The 20,786-nt window shown below is 40.4% G+C and carries 25 protein-coding genes; 14 read left to right on the top strand and 11 right to left on the bottom strand.

Annotated elements, in window-relative coordinates:
- Positions 1 to 5 precede the first annotated feature (5 nt).
- On the bottom strand, positions 6 to 437 hold the full coding sequence (locus SYN7502_RS00300; RefSeq protein ID WP_015166894.1) for a hypothetical protein: 432 nt from the start codon (positions 435 to 437) through the stop codon (positions 6 to 8).
- Between the two features lie 246 nt (positions 438 to 683).
- Here SYN7502_RS00300 and SYN7502_RS00295 point away from each other — a divergent pair, with 246 nt between their 5' ends.
- The 3 genes from SYN7502_RS00295 (at position 684) to SYN7502_RS18015 (ending at position 2,970) form a co-directional block, all read left to right on the top strand.
- Positions 684 to 1,574 carry a CoB--CoM heterodisulfide reductase iron-sulfur subunit B family protein gene (locus SYN7502_RS00295; protein WP_015166893.1) on the top strand — a complete coding sequence of 297 codons (891 nt, stop codon included), beginning with the start codon at positions 684 to 686 and terminating at the stop codon, positions 1,572 to 1,574.
- A complete protein-coding gene (locus SYN7502_RS00290; RefSeq protein WP_015166892.1) occupies positions 1,564 to 2,073 on the top strand; it encodes an RNA pyrophosphohydrolase in 510 nt (169 codons plus the stop codon). The genes SYN7502_RS00295 and SYN7502_RS00290 overlap by 11 nt, the downstream gene beginning before the upstream one ends.
- A 153-nt stretch (positions 2,074 to 2,226) precedes the next feature.
- Complete coding sequence (locus SYN7502_RS18015; RefSeq protein ID WP_015166891.1) at positions 2,227 to 2,970, top strand: hypothetical protein; 744 nt, start codon at positions 2,227 to 2,229, stop codon at positions 2,968 to 2,970.
- Positions 2,971 to 2,990: 20 nt separating this feature from the next.
- Here the strand turns inward: SYN7502_RS18015 and SYN7502_RS00280 are convergent, their stop codons facing one another.
- Both SYN7502_RS00280 and SYN7502_RS00275 read right to left on the bottom strand, forming a co-directional pair.
- Complete coding sequence (locus SYN7502_RS00280; RefSeq protein WP_015166890.1) at positions 2,991 to 3,983, bottom strand: FecR family protein; 993 nt, start codon at positions 3,981 to 3,983, stop codon at positions 2,991 to 2,993.
- Between the two features lie 116 nt (positions 3,984 to 4,099).
- The gene (locus SYN7502_RS00275) at positions 4,100 to 4,744 is read right to left on the bottom strand and encodes a pseudouridine synthase (RefSeq protein ID WP_015166889.1); all 645 of its coding nucleotides are present in this window, start codon (positions 4,742 to 4,744) and stop codon (positions 4,100 to 4,102) included.
- A 92-nt stretch (positions 4,745 to 4,836) separates the two neighbouring features.
- On the opposite strand from SYN7502_RS00275, the gene SYN7502_RS00270 reads away from it, so the two are divergent.
- A complete protein-coding gene (locus tag SYN7502_RS00270) occupies positions 4,837 to 5,295 on the top strand; it encodes a CRR6 family NdhI maturation factor (RefSeq protein WP_015166888.1) in 459 nt (152 codons plus the stop codon).
- An 18-nt stretch (positions 5,296 to 5,313) separates the two neighbouring features.
- Here the strand turns inward: SYN7502_RS00270 and SYN7502_RS00265 are convergent, their stop codons facing one another.
- Both SYN7502_RS00265 and SYN7502_RS00260 read right to left on the bottom strand, forming a co-directional pair.
- Positions 5,314 to 5,763 (bottom strand): HNH endonuclease, encoded by a 450-nt coding sequence (locus SYN7502_RS00265; RefSeq protein ID WP_015166887.1) that lies wholly within the window; start codon positions 5,761 to 5,763, stop codon positions 5,314 to 5,316.
- Positions 5,760 to 5,999 carry a hypothetical protein gene (locus SYN7502_RS00260; protein ID WP_015166886.1) on the bottom strand — a complete coding sequence of 80 codons (240 nt, stop codon included), beginning with the start codon at positions 5,997 to 5,999 and terminating at the stop codon, positions 5,760 to 5,762. Before SYN7502_RS00260 ends, SYN7502_RS00265 begins: the two co-directional genes overlap by 4 nt.
- Positions 6,000 to 6,194: 195 nt before the next feature.
- Between SYN7502_RS00260 and SYN7502_RS00255 the strand changes: the two genes are divergently transcribed.
- Positions 6,195 to 7,025 (top strand): DUF1003 domain-containing protein, encoded by an 831-nt coding sequence (locus tag SYN7502_RS00255; RefSeq protein ID WP_015166885.1) that lies wholly within the window; start codon positions 6,195 to 6,197, stop codon positions 7,023 to 7,025.
- Here SYN7502_RS00255 and rdgB read toward each other — a convergent pair.
- From rdgB to SYN7502_RS00240, 3 genes are all read right to left on the bottom strand, one after another.
- On the bottom strand, positions 7,008 to 7,628 hold the full coding sequence (gene rdgB / locus SYN7502_RS00250; RefSeq protein WP_015166884.1) for an RdgB/HAM1 family non-canonical purine NTP pyrophosphatase: 621 nt from the start codon (positions 7,626 to 7,628) through the stop codon (positions 7,008 to 7,010). The two genes, SYN7502_RS00255 and rdgB, sit on opposite strands and share 18 nt — an antisense overlap.
- A 65-nt stretch (positions 7,629 to 7,693) precedes the next feature.
- Complete coding sequence (locus SYN7502_RS00245) at positions 7,694 to 7,996, bottom strand: DUF3288 family protein (RefSeq protein ID WP_015166883.1); 303 nt, start codon at positions 7,994 to 7,996, stop codon at positions 7,694 to 7,696.
- Between the two features lie 47 nt (positions 7,997 to 8,043).
- Positions 8,044 to 8,940: a hypothetical protein gene (locus SYN7502_RS00240; RefSeq protein WP_015166882.1), complete on the bottom strand. Its 897-nt coding sequence runs from the start codon at positions 8,938 to 8,940 to the stop codon at positions 8,044 to 8,046.
- A gap of 166 nt (positions 8,941 to 9,106) precedes the next feature.
- Here SYN7502_RS00240 and SYN7502_RS00235 point away from each other — a divergent pair, with 166 nt between their 5' ends.
- A complete protein-coding gene (locus SYN7502_RS00235) occupies positions 9,107 to 10,168 on the top strand; it encodes a late competence development ComFB family protein (RefSeq protein WP_015166881.1) in 1,062 nt (353 codons plus the stop codon).
- Here the strand turns inward: SYN7502_RS00235 and SYN7502_RS00230 are convergent.
- Together SYN7502_RS00230 and SYN7502_RS00225 are read right to left on the bottom strand one after the other, a co-directional pair.
- Positions 10,161 to 10,505: a hypothetical protein gene (locus SYN7502_RS00230; RefSeq protein ID WP_015166880.1), complete on the bottom strand. Its 345-nt coding sequence runs from the start codon at positions 10,503 to 10,505 to the stop codon at positions 10,161 to 10,163. The two genes, SYN7502_RS00235 and SYN7502_RS00230, sit on opposite strands and share 8 nt — an antisense overlap.
- A 96-nt stretch (positions 10,506 to 10,601) precedes the next feature.
- Positions 10,602 to 12,917, bottom strand: a complete 2,316-nt coding sequence (locus tag SYN7502_RS00225) for a SpoIIE family protein phosphatase (RefSeq protein ID WP_246828947.1) — start codon at positions 12,915 to 12,917, stop codon at positions 10,602 to 10,604.
- A 180-nt stretch (positions 12,918 to 13,097) separates the two neighbouring features.
- On the opposite strand from SYN7502_RS00225, the gene xth reads away from it, so the two are divergent.
- Entirely contained in the window at positions 13,098 to 13,883 is a 786-nt protein-coding gene (gene xth, locus SYN7502_RS00220; protein WP_015166878.1) for an exodeoxyribonuclease III, read from the top strand.
- Between the two features lie 67 nt (positions 13,884 to 13,950).
- On the top strand, positions 13,951 to 14,688 hold the full coding sequence (locus SYN7502_RS00215) for an NnrU family protein (RefSeq protein WP_015166877.1): 738 nt from the start codon (positions 13,951 to 13,953) through the stop codon (positions 14,686 to 14,688).
- Between the two features lie 14 nt (positions 14,689 to 14,702).
- On the opposite strand, the gene SYN7502_RS00210 is transcribed toward SYN7502_RS00215, so the two are convergent.
- Complete coding sequence (locus SYN7502_RS00210) at positions 14,703 to 15,005, bottom strand: DUF6825 family protein (protein WP_015166876.1); 303 nt, start codon at positions 15,003 to 15,005, stop codon at positions 14,703 to 14,705.
- A 157-nt stretch (positions 15,006 to 15,162) separates the two neighbouring features.
- Here SYN7502_RS00210 and SYN7502_RS00205 point away from each other — a divergent pair, with 157 nt between their 5' ends.
- From SYN7502_RS00205 to egtC, 6 genes are all read left to right on the top strand, one after another.
- Positions 15,163 to 16,236 (top strand): isocitrate/isopropylmalate dehydrogenase family protein, encoded by a 1,074-nt coding sequence (locus SYN7502_RS00205; protein ID WP_015166875.1) that lies wholly within the window; start codon positions 15,163 to 15,165, stop codon positions 16,234 to 16,236.
- Positions 16,237 to 16,444: 208 nt separating this feature from the next.
- A complete protein-coding gene (gene btpA, locus SYN7502_RS00200; protein WP_015166874.1) occupies positions 16,445 to 17,284 on the top strand; it encodes a photosystem I biogenesis protein BtpA in 840 nt (279 codons plus the stop codon).
- Positions 17,285 to 17,869: 585 nt separating this feature from the next.
- Complete coding sequence (locus tag SYN7502_RS00195; RefSeq protein ID WP_015166873.1) at positions 17,870 to 18,874, top strand: RNA polymerase sigma factor, RpoD/SigA family; 1,005 nt, start codon at positions 17,870 to 17,872, stop codon at positions 18,872 to 18,874.
- 186 nt (positions 18,875 to 19,060) lie between these two features.
- Positions 19,061 to 19,399, top strand: a complete 339-nt coding sequence (locus tag SYN7502_RS00190; protein WP_015166872.1) for a hypothetical protein — start codon at positions 19,061 to 19,063, stop codon at positions 19,397 to 19,399.
- A 44-nt stretch (positions 19,400 to 19,443) separates the two neighbouring features.
- Positions 19,444 to 19,998: a shikimate kinase gene (locus SYN7502_RS00185; RefSeq protein WP_015166871.1), complete on the top strand. Its 555-nt coding sequence runs from the start codon at positions 19,444 to 19,446 to the stop codon at positions 19,996 to 19,998.
- A 9-nt stretch (positions 19,999 to 20,007) separates the two neighbouring features.
- Positions 20,008 to 20,781, top strand: coding sequence for an ergothioneine biosynthesis protein EgtC (gene egtC, locus SYN7502_RS00180; RefSeq protein WP_015166870.1), 774 nt, complete (start codon positions 20,008 to 20,010; stop codon positions 20,779 to 20,781).
- Positions 20,782 to 20,786: the final 5 nt, after the last annotated feature.

Here is a 20,786-nt window from a genome sequence, read left to right as displayed (position 1 = left end):
TTTTCCTAAAGTGTAGTCAACTGCTTTTGCAACCATCCGATAAGACTATTATACGCAGAATGCCATTCCTTGTAGTCTGTATCATTAAGTTCGTTGCTAGAATATCGCATATCTATGAAGTGCTGATTAGGATTCTCAACTTTAACTAGCCAATTTCTAACTTGAGGAACTTTTTGAATCCTGTCACGTAGACGATTATGTCTCTTTAGTGCATCTTGAAAATCGTGACCTGGGTTGGTAATTGTGTGACCAGGATTATTAGATTCATTTTTCCATTCTCTGTCTGCACCTCTTGGTAATGTGGCTAAGATCATTGATTTTAATAGACATTCTACGGTAACACCGCCAAAGTGCATAGCAGCAACTTTTCGTGCTGATTGACAAAGTATTTCAGTGTCTTGATGCCGTTGAAGAAATGCAGATTGATAATCTTCCACTACGTTAAAGATTTTATTTTTTACGTTAGTCTTCTGCTAATTCTACGCGTAAAATGATGAAGATCTGCAAACATTATGTTCCTAAAATTCCTAAAACAAGTTTAATTACTATCAAGTCTTGTTAAGTATTAAGGTTAGTGATGCAAAAATATAGACGTTTAGGGAGATCGCTACTTTGATGTTGATTTGTTGGCGATGATCGCATTAAAGCTATAATGCCCTTGAAACAATTAAGCTCAGCTTAAGATGACCACTGAAAAAACCCTCAAGTATGCCTACTATCCCGGCTGTGTCTCCAAAGGAGCTTGTAAAGAGTTACATGGTTCAACCGTGGCGATCGCCCAGAAATTGGGAATAGAGTTAGTAGAATTAACAAAAGCTGCCTGCTGCGGTTCAGGTACTTTTAAGGAAACCGATGAATTTTTAGAAGATACAGTCAATGCTCGGAATATTGCCCTAGCGGAAGAGTTGAAGTTACCAATCATGACCCAGTGCAGTACTTGCCAAGGAGTTCTCGGTCGAGTTAACGATAAACTCCAACATAATGAAGCTCGGCGCAATCGCATTAATGAATTTCTCGCTCCCCACCACTACGAAGGGAATACAGAAGTTTTACATTTACTGTGGGTGATGATTCGGGACTATGGCTTAGATCGATTAAAAGCTAAAGTAGTGCGATCTCTAAGTAATCTCAAATGTGCTTCTTTTTATGGCTGCTATCTATTGCGGGCGCAAACTGTGACTCGGTTTGATGATCCCTATAAGCCTGAATCCTTGGAAAATGTCTTTAAAACCCTTGGTGCAACTCCTGTCTATTACGATGGTAGAGTACAGTGCTGTGGTTGGCCCATTTCCAGTTATGCCACCAATGCTTCCTTTTCTATGGCAGGTCGTCATCTTAGTAGTGCGATCGCCGCAGGCGCAGATTGTATAGTTACACCTTGTCCCCTGTGTCATTTGAATTTAGATTCTCGTCAACCAGAAGTGGAAAAAGTAATTGGACAAAAACTCGGGATTCCTATTCTCCATCTACCACAGTTAATTGGTTTGGGGATCGGAATTGCTCCTGCTACACTAGGCTTGGATCGTCATATTGTGTCTACTAAACCCGTATTACAAATCCTCAATGCCATCTAAAAATACATCACCAAATAAGCTTAAACCCTATCGCCAGAATGTGGGAATTATTGTCTTTAACCAAAATGGTGAGGTTTTAGCAGGAGAGCGCACTAACGTATTGGGGGCATGGCAGTTTCCCCAAGGTGGAATTGATACAGGGGAAGACCCAAAAACCGCAGCCCTAAGAGAACTCTATGAGGAAGTGGGCATATCTGATGCCGAGTTGGTTAAAGAATCGGAGGAATGGCTATACTATGATTTTCCCGAAAGCCTAAAACTGACTTCAGGAATGGCAGCGTACCGTGGACAAATGCAGAAATGGTTCTTAGTTTATTGGAATCATCCCGCCACTGACTGTGATCTGGATATTCATCAACGGGAATTTACCCAAGTTAAATTTATGCCATTTTCTGAGTGCGTAGATGCAGTGGTGGAGTTTAAGAGAGAAGTTTACATTCGGCTTTTAGAGATTTTTACCCCAGCGATCGCTACCTACCTGCGTTACTGCAATAAATAGTAATCAAGCATAAACCTGTTAAGGAGATGATTGAGAGCCAGCCGTTTACAATTTCTGAATAATCAATCAACTTATTCACGAAGTCAAACATGGCTATGTCAGTGTAGTTCTAAGTAATCCCATAATTTATCAGGGTTGCAAAGGAGCAGAAATATGAAACTTAATCTTCTGATTGGTTTAACCCTCTTAGTCACAGGTAGTTTTATTCCCAGAGTAGAAGCAGAGACAATTAACTCCAATAACTGCAACGGAGCGAATAATTGTCCGACCCTACTTAAGCAACATGAAATTAGCAAATCTGCAAATCTCTCAACTATGCAGGCAACTATTTCGGTTGATGCTAAGGCTATTAAGAAACTACCATTGGGAAAAATATCAAGGGTAGTAGCTTTGAACGATGTACCTCATGGTAATGCAAAAATGCTCAAAAATTCTGCTAACTTTACGGCTCAAATCGCCCCCACTGACAGTGATGGTAACCGTATATTTAGAGCTACTCGGTCAGGCTCTAGTTATTTTGGAGTTGGTGCTAATTTTGGACTCACCGGTGGCAGTAATCTCGGTGGTACCAGTTTTGCAATTATTAGTAAACTTGGGTTGACTGACACCATATCTGTACGTCCAGGGATTTTAATCCTAAGAGACTTTGCCACTATTTTAATTCCTGTAACCTATGATTTTGCACCTCAGCAGCTATTTAATGATGTTCAGTTTGCTCCCTATGTAGGAGTTGGTGTCGCAATTAATACGGGTTTAAATAGCAATGTTGGTCCAATGATTACGGGAGGAATTGACATTCCTATATCATCCAGGTTCACAATTAATGTGGCAGCTAATCTGGCTTTTTTGCGGACAACAGATTTAGGAATTTTGGTTGGTTTTGGCTATAACTTTTAGATTTTCTGATAAATTCCCAATTAATTTGATGGTTCGGTTTCTTCGGGCTGTGTTGGTTGAGGTGGGGTGTCATTGGGGACAACTTCAGGTTCCATAGGAGATTGCACAGGGGCAGGGGGGATTTCCTGTGGGGCTTTATTCGTAACCTCAACAGGGGTAGGTGGTGAAGTAGCAGGCGATCTCCGAGTCTGAGTAGTTTTCTCCACAGGGTAATAAGGTTCCTGATAATACACAGGGCTGGGTTTAGGTGGAGTTGGACGATTGGGAGGAATTACAAAGTCAGTGGGACTAATGGGAATTTTGAGATTAGTGGAGATGATCTCTTGGCTGCCCAATCTACTGTTAAAACCAGATAGAAGCTTGATTTGTTTAAATTGAGTTTTTAAATCTTCTGTGGTTAAAGTTTTTGGAGGGGAATATTTGCCATCCTGACTGATTAAGAGATTCTGCCCTGCTTTTAGCACTAGTAGTTTAGGCGTATTTGATGTAGTTGAGGCATCTATTGCATTTATGGGTGCATTTACGGGTAATACCTCGGTTGTTCCCTGTAAGCCTATGATCTGCAAGTTTTGGGCTGAGTTAATGTAAACTGTGGCATTCTTAACAGAGGCGATCGCTCCACTAACTTTGATCTGGGCAGTTGTATTCGCAGGTACCCAAACTAAAATTTTCCCCTTAGCAAGGTCGATTTTATTATCTGCATTAATAGTTACAAGGGTATCACCCTGCATCCGAATTACGACTCCAGTTTTTAACGTGATTTGGGCTAAGGCATCACCTTGAGTCCGAACTGGCTCTTCCAGCTTAATAACTTTGCCGAGATTGGCAACAATATCTTGATTAGTTTGCACCAGCCGAATTGATACAGGACGATCTGCTATTTCCGTAATCTCCCCGATTGCTTCACTGGGAATAGGTTCAGAGCTAAAGGGCTTGGGCGGATTACTCACACAGGCAGGAATAAGTAAAATCCCGAGTAATACCAATAACTTTAACCCTTGACGATATATCATGTGCTTAATTTACTAACACTTTATTCTTGCAGTATTTACTGGAAATCTTACGATCATAACTGAAATTTTTAATAGGGCATCTAATCGATACTCTGCCACTAATTGCATCCTAATTATTAGTAATTATGCGTGTTTTTTCTTCTAGCTTGATTTGGTTGTATTGGTTTGTGAACAGAACCTAAAATACTCTTTAGCTCTAATGGGGTTAAATCTCGCCATTGACCAACCTCTAACTCTCCAACTTCTGGACTATTGATGGTAAGTTGAGCGATCGCTACTCGAATTAGTCTTAAAGTGGGAAATCCTACGGCAGCGGTCATACGACGAACTTGGCGATTTTTTCCTTCTGTTAAGGTGATTTCTAGCCATATAGTAGGAATGGCAGCACGGAAACGAATGGGTGGCTGGCGGGGGGGAATATTTAGGGATTCGGGTAAAAATTTAACTTGGGCGGGTCGAGTTTTATAGGTTTGAATAGCCACTCCCTGTTGTAGTTGAGCGATCGCCTCTGGAGTGGGAATCCCTTCGACTTGAACCCAATAGGTTTTAGGATGATCAAACTTAGGATCACTTAATTGATGCTGTACTGCCCCATTGTTTGTTAATAGTAATAATCCCTCACTATCTTGATCAAGCCTTCCTACGGCATAGACCGATGGCACATTAATATAGTCCTTAAGGGTGGGGCGATCGCTATTGGAATCAGTAAATTGGCTTAAAACACCGTAGGGCTTATTAAATAACAAGTAGCGATAGGTCATTACATTTGAGAAATTTGAGTAAATGCAAAATTGGGCTTTTCATCAATTAGGATCAGTAACTAAGATCAATATAAAAGTCAGACTAAGAATAAATGCCAACGATTAATATTAATCACACTGCGATCTCCAACCTAGATATTACCCCCGCTCAGTTAGTCATAGCTAAAATTACCAATACAATTACTGATGATCCAGTTCAATTCAAGATTTTCTATGATCGTGATCCCAGCGATCCTAGGGAGTTATCAGAAATTCCCGAAGTGCGGTTATGGTTTATTCGTTTAGATGCTACCTATCCTTGGCTACCCTATATCTTAGATTGGAAGGATGGCGAGCTAGGCAGATATGCAGCAATGCTGGTTCCCCACGAATTTCATGCTACTACAGGCATTGAGTATAACTTTGAGGCTATGCAGATTTTTATTATGCAAAAGATATTTATTATCTCTAATTGGTTGAAGACACAGGGCATAGACAGTACTGAGAAATTACAGCAAATGACTCAGGTTTTAGGCTACGAAATTGATCAAGAGTTTTTTGATTTCCTGTAAATAAACCAGATTTAATTGTTAAACGTTTTGCAAATCGCTACTGGGCGGATGCCAACCACCCCGAGTCCAAAGACGGCGGGCGCGTAAAATAGAACCATCATCATGATCATCGTCATTCATATCCAGACGTTTGACTGTGGCACGTCCAATGTCAGAGATACCTAAAATTCTTTGAGCATCATCAGACCAGATGAAATGATCTAACCACTTATTTTGCCTAGGATTGAAAAGCGGAACTATAAACTGAGTTTCAGGATCAAGTCCACTTATGAAATTGTAGCGCCGACCATTACAGCGATGACAAGCAAGAGCTAGATTATTTTCAGTATCATTACCACCAAGGGACTGGGGCATAAGATGGTCAAAGGTAAAGAGGGAGGCACTAGCTTCCTCAGGCGAATGACAGTATTCACATAAAAAATTTGCACGTTGGCGAATACGTTGACGACTGGCAATGGGAATGTTCATGACTCAGCGATAATCCGAGCATTCATGAGAGTAAAAATGCGATCTAGTTCTGTAAGTCCCGCCAATTCAGCAATATCATTGGAATTAAGATTGTTGGCTTTTTGCAGATCAATCAAAGTTTCGAGACGGGTTTGCAGTTCATGATTAAACTTAAAAAGATTCAAGCCCCGCACCTTTTGGATTTGAATACCACCCTCGATCCAGAAGGACGGCTGTACCATTGTTTGAGTAATCATAGCTACTAAGTTCTGTACATAGTTTTTCTATTTTATCATCTACTCAAAACCGATAATTACTGCAAGTCAATAAGCCAAAAGCGATCGCATCTTCCAAATCCACCTATTCATGATACAAGCCTCAAAAATACAGAAGGTTCCATATAAGTGCTTCACAAGTGTCAAAATCATGGATGGTTGTGTCGATGAACATCTATGAATAAAAATGCCCTGCTCCAAAGTATCCCTCTATTTAAGGGACTGAGTAGTGAAGACCTCAGTTTTTTGGCATACGCTGTTAATGTCAAAAGCTACAAAGCCAAGGAAGTAATCTTTAAGCAAGGTGATATTGGTGACACCATGTACGTTGTGGTACGGGGTTGTGTGAATATTTCCGTGCTTGACAATACCTCCGAATCCATATCTCTGAAGGATTTAATTCGGGGTGAATACTTTGGAGAACTGGCTTTAATTGATGATAAACCTCGCAGTGCCAGTGCGATCGCTGCCACGGATGTGGAACTATTACAATTAACTAGAGAAATGTTAGCTAGTTATATCCATGCCGAACCACGGGTAGCAATGACAATTCTGCGGACTATGGCAGAGAGGCTCCGGGAGACCAATTTATTACTGTCCCAACGGGCAACGGTGAATATTGAAGAACAAATAGAACGGAATTTAAGTTGGAGCGATCGCCTTGCCGACCGAGTTGCCGAACTCAATGGTAGTTGGATGTTTATTGTGTCCTTGGGTGGCTTAACCTTGGTGTGGATGCTAGTGAATTCTCCAATTATCCTGCGTGATTCTTTTGATCCCTATCCATTCGTGTTTTTTAATTTACTCTTAGCAATTATTGTGGCATTGCAAGGACCTTTAATCGTGATGAGTCAAAACCGTAAAGCCATCCGCGATCGCATCCGTAGTGAAGCTGACTATAAAGTAAATCTCAAAAATGAAGTGAATATTGAAATGATTTTACAAGAAGTCCAAGACCTAGGTAATCATCTGCAATTGCTAGAATCAGAACTACAATCTCGAAAATAATTGTAAAATTTGAGGCTTGAGAATCTCCATTGCCTTGGCTCGGTGACTAATTTGAGCTTTTAACTCTGGGGGCATCTCCGCAAAGGTTAGCTGATATTCAGGCACATAAAATATAGGATCATAGCCAAAGCCACTATGACCACGGGGCGCATCGATAATTTCACCCGCACAAATTCCCACCGCCTCAGCTTTAATGTCTCCATTGGGATCAGCAATGGCGATCGCACAGACAAATTGTGCCAGCCGATTAGGTTGATGTTCCATATCGGTTAGAAGTCGTTTAATCCTTTCAGAATCAGAATTAGCATACCTTGCCGAAAATATCCCTGGTGCGCCGTTGAGTGCCATTACTTCTAAACCCGAATCATCGGCAATAGACCATGACCGAGTAGCGATCGCCACTTGAGATGCCTTGAGGTGAGCATTAGCAAGGAATGTAGTTGCAGTTTCCTCTACCTCAATATTTTGGGGCTTAAGCCTAAGATCAAATCTCAAATCAAATGTAGATTCACTATCAAGCTGATCGGAAAATTTATTTAAATGCTCCTGCAATTCGGCTGCTTTTCCCGCATTACTACTGGCAATAATTAGTGTTTTGAGCATTTCATGAATATTTTAACTAGAGTGTTTTAATTAAATGTTGTAATTAAAAAAAGGATCAAAGGATGTTAAGCCCAATCATCTCTACCATCTTTGGTCGAACCATAGACTTTTGATTCAGCATGGATTTTACGAGTTTGAGCAAATAATTCTGGTTCCGAAAATTGCCACTTTTGTAAAACCTTGAGCAAGTCTGTTTGAATATCCCTTGCCCCCGGAAATCCTCTATACCTGATACACAGTCGGGCAAGATCAGCGAGGTTGCGCTCAGTTGGTGCCTCCACCCGCATTAAATCATTTACCAATGTGCGATCGCCCCGATATAGAGGATGCTGTTGATCTTTTTGTTCTTTGGGTTTGGGGTCTGCCATCTTTAAAATTAGACAAGAAGTTAGAGAAAAATTAGAACTAAAAATAATTAACGGCGCAAAATAATCATCTCGGCACTACCTTCTTTAACTATGGCGGATGTTCTTGCCAGTAGGTGTTGATCGACATCCACTAGAAATAATTTTTTGAAGCTTAAAGTTTGCGATCGCTCTGCTAAATCCGTAACTAACTGTTCTTGGCGTTCGGGACTAAGTTGATACCAAGCATCTGATAACTGCACAATCAATCTACCCAACCTAAAATTAGTCTGCACTCCACCAATTAAAGCCTCACCGTAGGACCTGGAAATATCCACAACCTGTGCCTGAATGCTGCTAACTAATACTTTCTCAGGTGAAATCGGAGCATCACCACTTTCCGCAGGAATTAACTCGGTTAAGGGCTTGGGCTGCGTTTGGACTGGTTGGATCGGAGTCACAACTGCCACAGAAGCTACAGGATGAGGTCTAAGGGATAATAAAAAGGTCAAAACTAAAACCAGCGCAAAGGTACCAACGGGTTTTGCCAAAATTGGTTTAACACTTTCAGATGTCGATACAGGCTTTAGGGTTTCTGTCAGAGATCGCCAAATTGGAGCCAAAGCTATGGAGGACTTTTGCCATAGACTGGTGGCTTGTAATTTTTGCCCAGCGTTAATAACCGTAGGATTAGACGTAACCTTATTAACTACTGAACTTAGGGGAGGATCGATTTTATCAACCACCTTAGCCACAAAGCCTAACACCGTAGGCAATAATCTATTTTGGATAAAAGTTACAGCCTCTAACAATTCTGCTCGAATGCGATCGCCAAGGGGAGAGGAAGCCGTTGGTTTTGCGGTTACAGGTTTTGCAGGCATGGACTTAGGTAATCGCTCTTGCAGTTGGGTAAATATGCCCTTAGCTTTTTGAAGCAAGTTATTTAACTGAGTTTTCAAGTTTTCCATATTATTATTTAATTCTAATTATTTAATCCCGATTATATTTCGAGGATAAAAGTGAGCATAAAAGCTAAGAAACCTTAAGTCTTAGGGAAAATCTTAGCTCTTAAAAATCTTAGGTTTAATCTTGTACAATTAATCATCAAACACCTTACCCTAAAACTTGTTTTAAATGGCGATCCAAGGTTGTCGAAATGCGATCGAAGAATTAGTCGTAGAAGAGATCAAAGCCCAAATTTCCCGCTTGTCTTCTGCGGTCAAAGCTAAACCTAGCCTTGATGAAGTGGCTGCCTATGCCTTAAACCGTCTTCCTCCGATGTATGCCACCACCCGCCGTGGTTATATCCAGCAGCAAAAGCGCGCCCACACGGACATGAAACAGGAAATAGCTCAAACCATTAGCAAAGGACTAATTGGTGTTAAAAAAGACTCCCTCAAAGATAATACCCCCCTCCCTGACAGTGAGCTAGAGCGTGAAGAGCGATCGCTATTAAAATTACAGGAAATTTTAGGTATCTCTGATCTGCGTTGGCGTGATGTTCCCGATGCTGTGGAAAAGGCACTATTGGAGATCAAGCTCAAAGGAGCAGTTGCCTATAGTACCTATAAAAGCAAAGCTTTGCGTGATGCCTCCACTGTCTCTGATTACCTTAAACGTCACTCCGAAGAGTTAACATGGAAAGCTAAAACTTCTCGCCCCCTCGTTGGTGATAACATTATCCAAATGACCGAGATGAAAGAGTTTGCCTCCTATATGGCACCTGCTTCTTGGAATTTTGTTAATACCTTAGAAAATTTAGTAGCTTCAGTCGCACAGAGACAGATTAGCAAGCTTGCCGATAATTTAAGTCAGCGTGTAACCCTAGAAGAAGTCTCAGCCTATGCTCTGAATCGTTTACCTCCAATGTATGCCACTAGTGAAAGTGGGTTAAAGTATTGGCGAGAACGCGCCCGCACCGAGTTGTCATCGGATATTCTCGTCACCGTCAGACAGGGAGTAATTACAATCTTAAAATCCCCATCCCGTTTTTTGCCACCAATTCCCGCCGATAGATTTTCCCATGAGCAGGAATTAGCCATAATTGAATTGCAGGATATCTTACAGGTTACTGACCTAAACTGGCAAAATGTGGCTATGGTTGTGCAGGATGCCTTAGAACAGGTACTAAGGGGTGAGTTAGTGTGGGTTCCCCGCGATCGCCGTAAACAGCTTGACCTAGAATTACCTAGCTAAGACAAAAATTATTGCGATACTGACCAAATACTGGAGTAGGGTCAAGTCCAGTAATCTGACGAAATTGTGAAGGGGTGATAGTTATTTGAAAGTTACTTTCCCAAGCCTTCAAGCGTTCATGTGCCTGCTCCATAAATTCTATCCCTTTGGTTGAAGGCAATTTAAGCCAACTGGCAACGATGGTTTCCACGATCGCTAATTCAATTTGTGGGGGCGCATAGGCAATTAGTAGTTCTTCTAAATAGTCATTGAAATCCTCACCATCTTCACCATCAAGTTCATAGCTATCGATGATGTATTGCACCCGTTGCCGACTGACCTGCTCCCAAAGTTCCATAGTTTTAAAGAGGTAACTTCTATCTCATTTAATCTCGTTTGATTTAATCTTAAATTAATCTCAATCCACTTAATAGTATCACCTTCGGTTTTCAGATTATTTCTGTTTGATCACTAATAGGGTAATGTCGTCAAATACCTGCTGTTCTCCAATGTGCGATCGCAAGTTGTCAATTACGGCTTGGCGAATGTCGTTGGCACTAAGATGAGAATGTTCTAAGACCACGGTACAAAGTCGATCTATGCCGTACTGTTCCTTTTCCATATCTTCTGCTTCCGTAACCCCATCGGTATAAAGTACAACCACATCATTTTCATTCAGTTCTACTTCAGTTTTATTAATAAAATCCCCAATATGAGGTTCCAAGCCAATGGGGAAGCCTAAATCGATTGTGTCAATTCTTTCAACTTCACCGGTAGCTCGCACAATAATCATTTCCTCATGTTGTCCACTGATGGTGAATTTACCGCATTCATAGTCAATCAGAGAAAGGGTGAGATTTTTCCCAGACTCCATGCGTTGAGCATTATCATAAATAGTACGGTTGAGAGTATTCAAAAAGCGAATCGGATCAGTTTCATTATTAACCAGTAGAGTTCGCACCGCCGTCTGCACCATAATCATCAGGACGCTACTTTCCAGTCCATGTCCAGTAACATCCCCAATCCCAATTTTAATTTTCCCCCCATCTTCCACCAAAATATCATAATAATCACCACCTACTTCCGTTGCTGGTTCCATATAGCCAGAAATATCTAATTCCTTAATCTGCTTTAGCTCTTCATCCCTAGGCAGGATCATTTGTTGTAGTCGTCGAGAAATTGAGAGTTCCGCACTCATACGCATATTTTCAGCTTTTAGCTGTTCATTGAGCAAAATTATGGATAGATTGGCTTTTTGTAGGGATTTTTCTGCGGCTTTGCGATCGCTAATATCTCTGACCGAACCTTCATAGTAAAGTAATTCCCCTTGCTCATTTTTTACTGCACGAGCATCTTCAGAAATCCAAATTGTACTGCGATCTTTACGATAAATTTCCGATTCAAATTTGATCACCTGATTATTTTTAGCCATGAGATTAACAAAATCCTGACGGCGATGTGGATCAACATAAAGCTGATGTTCTACGTTGGTGCAGGTACTGATTAATTCATCTGCGGAGTCATAACCATACATTTTTACCAAGGATGGGTTAACGCTGACATATTCACCTTGGGGAGAGGTTTGAAAAATTCCTTCGATCGCATTTTCAAAAATACTACGATACTTAACCTCTGAACTACGGGCAGAATTAATAGCCTCAACCAATGCCACTGCAATACGATTAAACGCCTCAACCACTGTTCCCAATTCATCCTTAGTATCTAAGCTAATAGTTTCTAAATTTCCAGCATTACCATTAGTCATACGTTTAGCAGCGACATCCAAGCACCTGACTGTTTGCATTACCGATTGATAAAAGCCAACAAATAAATAGGCTACTACCAATAAAATAGTTACAACAAATAGAGATATTAGTATCTGCTTATGAATAAAACTATTAATACGATAATTTAGTAAAATATCTAGTTGATCTAGGGTTTTATCTGCAAATTTAAATGATTCTTGATTGGAATTTTTGATAATATCAATTCCAGTAAAACTGAGAGTTTTATTTTTAGCGACAGCTTGATCTAGGTCTTGGCTAATTTGTTTAAAGTTATCTAAAAGTTTTCCTAAATCCGCTCCAAGTTTAGGTGATAAATTATTGGCAGGATTATTCTTAAAAGAATTATTGAGGTTTGTATTGAGAGTTTGACTTTGTTCTTTTAGAAGAGCTGATAGCTGATTTAACCTTGATTCTTCGCTGGCAGTTAAGAACCCACGATTACTAGTTTCTCTGGTAATAAATTCAATTTCAGTTAATATTTGTTGAATAGCAGGCAACCTTAGTAATGTTGTATCCATCAAATAATAGGTATCTAAGTCTGGATCAAGAATTAAATTAGATGTATCTCCTACTTGTGATCTTAGTTTTTTAATAGTATTGATTTGAATCTGGTAAATAAACGCATTCTGACTATTATCAATTTTACTTAGAGTTTTAGTAACATCTGTTAGCTCTCGATAAATTTCTGTGGTTTGTAGTTTAGATTCTAAGCTCTGATTAACAGATTCCAAATTTTTTAATGACTCTGCAATTTGAGATTGATTAAAATTAGAATCTTTGTCTTGGATCGCAACTTTGCCTTGAAGTGTATATTTCCAAACTTGATTTAAAGAGCGCAAATATTGATTTCCTATGATTTCCTTACGGGCAAACTCAACCCTACTATTAATTTCTGTTACTAATAAGTACAGCATTAATACCATTGGCAGTGAAAAAATCAGACTAATTACCAAAAACTTCTGAGGATATTTAAGATTATTCATTAGGGTAGTCGCGGGCTTTAGAGGATTCATAGAGGATGTTGCTAATGAAATTATTAATAATAAACTTGAGAAAAAATCTTAGGAGTGTCTGACAGTAAAATTTCCCATTCCATAGGTTGCAAATTCAGAATATTCTAAAATAGCCGATCACGCTCAAAATTACGCTAAAGATATAGACTAATGCAAATTGCCACTTGGAATGTTAACTCAATTCGGAGTCGTTTAGATCAAGCGATCGCCTGGTTAGAAAGTCGTCCCGATCTTGATGTGCTGTGCCTACAGGAAACAAAGGTATCTGATGCTGATTTTCCTTTAGCTCCATTGGAAGAGTTAGGCTATTTTGTCTATATCTACGGGCAGAAGTCCTATAATGGTGTAGCTTTAATTGCTCGGCAGGAATTAACTGGGATTCGCAATGGTTTTTCGGCAGTCTTAAAAAATGTTGATCCAGAGTTTGATCTGCAAAAACGGGTAATCTCTGGCGTAATTGGTGATGTCAGGATTGTTAACCTATATGTACCTAATGGTTCGGCGATCGCCTCGGAAAAATATGAATATAAATTAAAGTGGTTAGCTCTTTTAAAATCCTATTTAGAAGAAACCCTTAAGCATGAATCCAACATTTTAATTTGTGGCGACTTTAATATTGCCCTTGAGGACATAGATATTCATGATCCAGCCAAGCGGGAAACAAAAATCATGGCATCGGACACCGAAAGAGCGGCATTGCAAAGTATTTTAGATTTGGGATTTAAAGATGTTTTTAGAAGGTTTTATGACGGGGAAGGACACTATAGCTGGTGGGATTATCGGGCAGGTTCCTTTCGGCGTAATCATGGCTGGCGCATTGATCATCACTATGCCACTAAGGACTTATATGAGCGATCGCTAAGTTGTGAAATTGATATTAATCCCCGTAAAAATCCTCAGCCCAGCGACCATACTCCTGTGATTGTAGAGCTATAGATGGGAAGATGTGGCATATTGAAATTAACGCTAAATTTACTTTTAATTCTTAACTAATCATTAATTAATGCCATTTTCATTAAACTTTCTATCAGATTTGATCTCAGAATATTCATCACACCTGATCATGTTGGGCTTAATTTTAGGGTTTGCGATCGCCCACAGTGGGTTAGCAGCCTTAAGGGCAAAAGCAGAAACAAAAATTGGAGCAAGGGCATACAGAGTAATTTTTGCCTTGGTGAGCTTAACCCTAGCTACGGTAATGCTAATTTACTTCTTTAATCATCGCTACGATGGCGTTATCCTCTGGAATGTTCAAGATGTAACTGGGATCAAAACACTAGTATCCGTGGTTTCCGTAATTTCTTTTATCTTTCTCTATCCCGCTACCTTTAATCTATTGGAAATTGCCGCCATCCAAAAACCTCAAGTCCATTTATATGAAACAGGCATTATTAGAATTTCGAGGCATCCGCAGATGGTAGGACAGGTGATTTGGTGCATTGCTCACACCCTCTGGATTGGCTCTAGCTTTATGATTGTGGCTTCAACAGGGCTGATTTTGCATCATTTATTTGGGGTTTGGCATGGCGATCGCCGCCTAGAGCAAAGATTTGGGGCAGCTTTTTTAGAAATTAAAAATCGAACATCGGTCATCCCGTTTTTGGCAGTATGGCAAGGAAAACAAGAAATTCAGTGGCAGGAATTTCTACGTCCCGCCTATATTGGCGTATTGATCGCCGTAGTAGCATTTCGGTTATTGCATCCAGTGGCGATCGCTGGGGCGGCTCAAATTAATTGGTAGTTTGAATTGGTAAATTAGTTTTGGTTATTACGGTACTCTTGCAGTTCTGAGCGTAAATTAGCAACCTCAGCCCGCAGTTTGTCTATAACTTCCTGTAAATCCACATCTTGAGTGGTCGTTGTAGTTACGGTTTGTCCTTCTGCTAAATCTGCTTTTTCTAAAACTGTTTCCGTAAAAGTTCTTAATTTTTCCCTTTGTTCAGCATCAAACTTACCAAAGGCACTCAAAGCATCAGTTAAGGTATCTTCCACTTGTTCAATTATTGCCTCGGCGGTGGCTCTACCAATGAAAAAGGCGCGAGTTAAAGGATTGCTCATAATTACTTAATGAAATGTTACTTTATTTTAATAATACACTGAGATTCTCTTGTCTATTTAGATTCTATTTTCTGTGTTTTATGTGTCGATTTTACCAACCCGTTCTAAATTAATATGGGCTTGATTGGTATGATTTTGAAAACATTAGGTAAATTCAGTGACACATTCAGTAACTTTAGTTAGAGGCGACGGAATTGGACCAGAAGTAGCAAAAGCTACACAAACAGCGATAGATGCTACAGGCGTAAAAATTGACTGGGTAGTTGTTGATGCTGGGGTGGATGTGATGGAGCAGTACGGAACTCCACTTCCTGATCATGTGCTTGAGTCCATAAAGGCAACAAAAACCGCCATCAAAGGACCAATTACTACACCCGTAGGCTCTGGCTTTCGATCTGTAAACGTCGCAATTCGTAAAGAACTAGACCTCTATGCCAATCTGCGCCCCGCTAAATCCATTGATGGGGTCAAAAGTGCATTTAGAAATGTCGATCTTGTAATTGTCAGAGAAAACACCGAAGACCTCTACGCTGGTATTGAATTTCAAACAGGTACGCCCGAAGCAGAACAAGCTTTAGAATATTTGCAGAATTTATCCAAGAAAAAAATAGTGCCGCATTCGGCGATCGGGGTAAAACCTATTTCTGATATGGGTAGTCGCCGCATCGTGAAATTTGCCTTTGACTATGCCCAAGCTAATGGTCGTAAAAAAGTTACAGCCGTGCATAAAGCCAACATCATGAAATTTACCGATGGTCTATTTTTAGAAGTAGCTAAGGATGTGGCAAAGGACTACCCAAATATAGAGTTTGACGATCGCATTGTCGATAATATGTGTATGCAGCTAATGCAGAAGCCTGAACTCTATGATGTTTTGGTTCTCCCCAACTTGTATGGAGATATTGTTTCCGATCTATGTGCGGGCATGATTGGCGGACTAGGTGTAGCCCCCGGTGGTAACTTTGGCACTGATATTGCGGTATTTGAGGCAATTCACGGTTCTGCTCCCAAATATGCAGGTCAAAATAAGGTTAACCCCACCGCCCTAATTTTGTCGGGAGTAATGATGCTCAGACACTTAAACGAAATTGAGGCTGCTGATCGCCTGCAACAAGCTGTAGAGGACGTAATTAACGAAGGAACAAGCGTTACCTATGACCTTGCTAAAGCTGGGATTACCCCCGTTGGTACTCAAGAAATGGCAGAGGCGATCGCCAATAAACTTGCTTAGTAATTTAACTAGATATTTCAACTAGTAATTAATTAACTTTAGGGGGCAGCACATCTCCCCTAAATATTTCTCCCCTTAATATTTGTATAGGTGATTACTTAAAAACTAATTAAAAATAACCGATGACTTTTGCTGATACTTAAGATTTTGTGTACCCAATCAAGGTACAGTAAAGCAATAATTGGTATCTTCTTAAATAACCAAGCGTGTGGATCTGAACCAAATATTTGATAACTCCCATCCTGTTATAGGTGTTGTACACCTTCTACCCTTACCCACTTCGCCTCGTTGGGGAGGGAACTTAAAACACATACTTGATCGAGCCGAACAGGAGGCAACTGCCCTAGCATCAGGAGGGGTACATGGGATTATCATAGAGAATTTTTTTGATGCCCCTTTTACCAGTGGTCGAGTTGATCCAGCCGTAATTAGTGCGATGACCTTGGTCGTACAACGTATTATGCAAATGGTCGATGTGCCGGTAGGGATTAACGTTTTACGCAATGATGCTCTTTCGGCAATGGCGATCGCTGCCTGTGTTGGTGCTAAATTTATCCGAGTTAATGTCCTAACTGGAGTAATGGCAACGGATCAAGGAATTATCGAAGGCAACGCTTACGAACTATTACGCTATCGCCGAGAACTAGGCTGTGATGTCAAAATTTTTGCTGATGTTCTTGTCAAACACGCTCACCCAATTTCGGTTCCCAATTTAACCTTAGCCATTCATGACGCTATTTATAGAGGTTTAGCGGACGGAGTTATCCTATCGGGTTTTGCCACAGGTGATGCTCCTACCCATCAAGATTTGCAAGAAGCAGCGATCGCCTGTCGAGATGTACCATTTTTAGTGGGTTCGGGTGCCACCGCCGAAAATGTTGCCCAACTCCTCAAGTATGCTAACGGGGTAATTGTTTCTAGCTCTTTAAAGCGCAACGGGCAGATTCATCAATCTATTGATCCCAATCGAGTCACTCGTTTTGTCGAGGCAACTCATCTAAGCAAACCTAATTCACCTAAGATTATTCAAGAATGGCATCCTAAATAGGCTAATAAACCTAAATTAAGAAAGCCTTATTTAAACTTATTTCTAGGTCAATCAGTCTTAGTGTAATAGAGTTTGATAGCAGTCAATTCAGCCCGAATATCAGCGATCGCTAGTTGTTCTTATCTAATTAGCTAAAATTTGGCAACTAAAAATTTAGTAAATATATAAACTTATGGCACAAACTTGCCCATGTTTTCGTCATAGCCTTAAATCTTAAAAAAAATATTCGGATTTAAGGCATCTGATTTTTACCTAATGGCGTAATAGCAGAAAAGGTAATGTCAGTTTATACGTAGTTTCTATGCAATGAGTGTAAATACTTAAAAAATAAGGCGCAAATAACTATGAAATCTAATGTTGAGTTTTTGCATAAATCTGTAATAATAATTAATACAAAACTATTGCTATTTAAAAATAACTAGCTATCATAATCGATTACCTGACCACAAATTACAATTAAGCTTATAAAGTTTACAAAACTAAACGGTTTGCAAAAAAATAAACTAACACAAGCAAGTTACATAATGATTTTCAATTCTTTAGTCTGCTGAATCTGAATAAGGAGTTCAGTAAGGAGTTAACACAATGCCTAAACAAAAGCTGACACAGTCCATAAAATCACCAGCCAAAGCCAAGCAAGGCACTCTATCTGCCGATATGGTGCGTACCTATTTGCATGAGATTGGGAAAATTCCTCTGCTTACTAACGAGGAGGAAATTATATATGGCAAGCAGGTTCAGCATTTGATGGGATATATCACCACCCAAGAAACCCTATCTGAGCAGTTTGATCGCCTACCTACCCAAGAGGAATGGGCGCAGGCTGTGGGGCTTGAGCCGAATGCTTTAAATGATGCCCTGAAGCAAGGAACCAGAGCTAAACGTAAGATGATTGAAGCCAATCTACGCCTAGTAGTGTCCGTAGCTAAAAAGTATCAAAAACGTAATCTGGAACTTTTAGATTTAGTCCAAGAGGGAACCCTAGGGCTTGAAAGGGCTGTGGATAAATTTGACCCAACTAAGGGCTTCAAGTTTTCCACCTATGCCTACTGGTGGATCAGACAAGCAATTACCAGAGCGATCGCTCAACAGGCTCGTACCATTCGGCTACCCGTTCATATCACCGAAAAGCTTAATAAGATTAAAAAGGCACAACGCCAACTTGCTCAAGACTTAGGTCGAGTAGCAACAGCTGCAGAAGTAGCTGAAACTTTAGAAATTAAGCCAGAACAGGTGCGAGAATGTTTATCTTTGGCACGTCAACCGATATCCCTGGATTTACGCATTGGCGATAATCAAGATACTGAGCTTGCTGACTTACTTGAGGATCAGGGGCATTCTCCTGAAACCTATGCCTTGAATGAGTCGCTGCGTGATGGGGTACAGTCACTACTATCTGAACTTAGTCCTAAACAAAGACAGGTAATGATCTTGCGATATGGCTTAGAAGATGGTCAAGAACTATCCTTAGCTAGTATCAGTAAGCGCATGGACTTGAGCCGTGAACAGGTGCGCCAATTAGAGCGTCAGGCAATGGATGCTTTACGCAAACGTCGTCAACGGGTTCAGGAATATATTATTGCCAGCTAATAGTAACTTACGCACTCAAATTTATTAAGTACGGATTGAAGGGAGTTTGAGGGCTGCACCCTCAGTTGGGGCTTTGCCCCAAACTCCTTTTTTAAATCTAGGTTAAAACTTAAATAATTCTGCGATCGCCGTATTTTCCAAATAGGTTAACTAATATATAGGAATCCTTATCAGGGAAGTATCGCTATGAACGACTTGCAAACTCAAATTTTTGAACTTAGAGATCAGCTACGTCACCTCAATCACGTTATCGAGGCTATGCCTAAGCAGATTATTGCTGCCCTTGTAAGTAATGGCATAACCAATGAAGCAAGTTCTATAAACCGACTACAACGAGAAACCCTAGAGTATAGTTTTGCCCATAAGGATATTATTGATGAAGATAATGCCCATGTTTGTCAAGGCGATCAGCAGATTCCCTGTGAATGGCAACTTGGAAGGCTATCTGCCCAATTGACCTATGCCTACGAACGGATTGCCGCCCTAGAAAAGCAACTACTGAGTCGGCATTTGTCTAATCGCTAGTTCTAATTGTTAGTTTGGTAGGTAAGTTAATAAGTAACGTAAATATGCTAGATGGGACAAACATCTATTTAATTGGCATGATGGGGGCAGGAAAATCTACCATTGGTAAACTGCTCGCCGACAGATTGAATTACAGATTTGTGGATACTGATAGTTTAGTAGAGGCTTGTACCAAACGTACCGTTGCCCAAATTTTTGCTGAATCTGGGGAATCAGGTTTTCGTCAAATTGAGCATCAGGTGTTATCTGAAGTTTCTGCCTATACAAGACTAGTTGTGGCTACGGGTGGTGGGATTGTCCTTGATCGCTTGAACTGGTCACACTTACGGAATGGGCTAGTAGTATGGCTGGATGTGTCTATGCAACAGCTATATCATCGGCTGCGTTCTAGTCATCATGTTCGTCCTTTATTAGAAACTGCCGATCCATTGGCAACTTTGACTAAACTTTATGAACAAAGACGTTCCCTCTATGCCCAAGCTGATGTTTGCCTAGTAATAGATACCGATGACTCACCCCAAAAAGTTTGCGATCGCCTTGTAGCGGATTTAGCCAGAAAAATTAACCCAGATCAACTAAGATTTCCTATTAATTCATAGGAAAAATTAATGTGTCGTTTAGTTGGCTATTTGGGACGGGAATCGATCTATCTTGAGCATTTGGTAAGTAAGACTACGCACTCACTAACGGTACAAAGCTATCAGCCCCAAGAAATGACGGCAGGACTATTAAATGCCGATGGATTTGGCATTGGTTGGTATGCTCCCGCCCAGCCACCTTTTTTTTATAAAAATACTTTACCCATTTGGAATGATATTAATCTTTTACACTTGGGACGATATATCAAATCGAACTGTATTTTAGCCAATATTCGCAGTGCCACCCCCGGACAGTCTCTGGATTTAGCCAATTGCCAACCTTTTAGCCATCGAGATGTGATTGGCGTTCACAATGGTTATATTGAGGATTTTCACCGATCGCTCTATCGTCCCCTGCGCTCTTTATTAAAGGACGAATACTATCAAAATATTTCTGGAAATACTGATTCGGAGCATATTTTAGCTTTATTTTTTCAAAATCTTATCCACAACTCTGGCTCCATGGTTTTAGCCCTACAGGAAACTTTGGCAGCGGTAATCGACCTGTGTCATAAGTACAGTGTTAATGCTTCCTTAAATCTGATTGTCAGTGATGGTAAGCAGTTAGTTGCCAGTCGTTGTGCCAGTCGTACCCCCATTCCTTCTTTGTATTGGTTACGCAGTGTGGATAGTATGCTGATTGCTTCGGAGCCGTTATTTGAGCATTCAGACTGGATTAGTTTAGCGGGGAATACGATTTTAGCGATCGCCCCCGATTTTAGCCCCAGCTTTATTGATCTCTAGTTTGA

It is taken from the genome of Synechococcus sp. PCC 7502 (assembly GCF_000317085.1).
GTDB lineage: Bacteria > Cyanobacteriota > Cyanobacteriia > Pseudanabaenales > Pseudanabaenaceae > PCC-7502.
Note: the sequence above shows the minus strand (reverse complement) of the source record. Positions and strands in the feature narration are given on the sequence as shown.

Coding starts and splice junctions, on each gene's coding strand:
- SYN7502_RS00290 (WP_015166892.1), top strand. CDS start 1,564: ATGCCATCTAAAAATACATCACCAAATAAGCTTAAACCCTATCGCCAG.
- SYN7502_RS00185 (WP_015166871.1), top strand. CDS start 19,444: ATGCTAGATGGGACAAACATCTATTTAATTGGCATGATGGGGGCAGGA.
- SYN7502_RS00255 (WP_015166885.1), top strand. CDS start 6,195: ATGAATAAAAATGCCCTGCTCCAAAGTATCCCTCTATTTAAGGGACTG.
- SYN7502_RS00235 (WP_015166881.1), top strand. CDS start 9,107: ATGGCGATCCAAGGTTGTCGAAATGCGATCGAAGAATTAGTCGTAGAA.
- SYN7502_RS00215 (WP_015166877.1), top strand. CDS start 13,951: ATGCCATTTTCATTAAACTTTCTATCAGATTTGATCTCAGAATATTCA.
- SYN7502_RS00275 (WP_015166889.1), bottom strand. CDS start 4,744: ATGACCTATCGCTACTTGTTATTTAATAAGCCCTACGGTGTTTTAAGC.
- SYN7502_RS00225 (WP_246828947.1), bottom strand. CDS start 12,917: ATGAATAATCTTAAATATCCTCAGAAGTTTTTGGTAATTAGTCTGATT.
- SYN7502_RS00270 (WP_015166888.1), top strand. CDS start 4,837: ATGCCAACGATTAATATTAATCACACTGCGATCTCCAACCTAGATATT.
- SYN7502_RS00245 (WP_015166883.1), bottom strand. CDS start 7,996: ATGGCAGACCCCAAACCCAAAGAACAAAAAGATCAACAGCATCCTCTA.
- SYN7502_RS00210 (WP_015166876.1), bottom strand. CDS start 15,005: ATGAGCAATCCTTTAACTCGCGCCTTTTTCATTGGTAGAGCCACCGCC.
- SYN7502_RS18015 (WP_015166891.1), top strand. CDS start 2,227: ATGAAACTTAATCTTCTGATTGGTTTAACCCTCTTAGTCACAGGTAGT.
- SYN7502_RS00295 (WP_015166893.1), top strand. CDS start 684: ATGACCACTGAAAAAACCCTCAAGTATGCCTACTATCCCGGCTGTGTC.
- SYN7502_RS00260 (WP_015166886.1), bottom strand. CDS start 5,999: ATGATTACTCAAACAATGGTACAGCCGTCCTTCTGGATCGAGGGTGGT.
- SYN7502_RS00195 (WP_015166873.1), top strand. CDS start 17,870: ATGCCTAAACAAAAGCTGACACAGTCCATAAAATCACCAGCCAAAGCC.
- SYN7502_RS00190 (WP_015166872.1), top strand. CDS start 19,061: ATGAACGACTTGCAAACTCAAATTTTTGAACTTAGAGATCAGCTACGT.
- egtC (WP_015166870.1), top strand. CDS start 20,008: ATGTGTCGTTTAGTTGGCTATTTGGGACGGGAATCGATCTATCTTGAG.
- rdgB (WP_015166884.1), bottom strand. CDS start 7,628: ATGCTCAAAACACTAATTATTGCCAGTAGTAATGCGGGAAAAGCAGCC.
- SYN7502_RS00265 (WP_015166887.1), bottom strand. CDS start 5,763: ATGAACATTCCCATTGCCAGTCGTCAACGTATTCGCCAACGTGCAAAT.
- SYN7502_RS00280 (WP_015166890.1), bottom strand. CDS start 3,983: ATGATATATCGTCAAGGGTTAAAGTTATTGGTATTACTCGGGATTTTA.
- SYN7502_RS00230 (WP_015166880.1), bottom strand. CDS start 10,505: ATGGAACTTTGGGAGCAGGTCAGTCGGCAACGGGTGCAATACATCATC.
- xth (WP_015166878.1), top strand. CDS start 13,098: ATGCAAATTGCCACTTGGAATGTTAACTCAATTCGGAGTCGTTTAGAT.
- SYN7502_RS00240 (WP_015166882.1), bottom strand. CDS start 8,940: ATGGAAAACTTGAAAACTCAGTTAAATAACTTGCTTCAAAAAGCTAAG.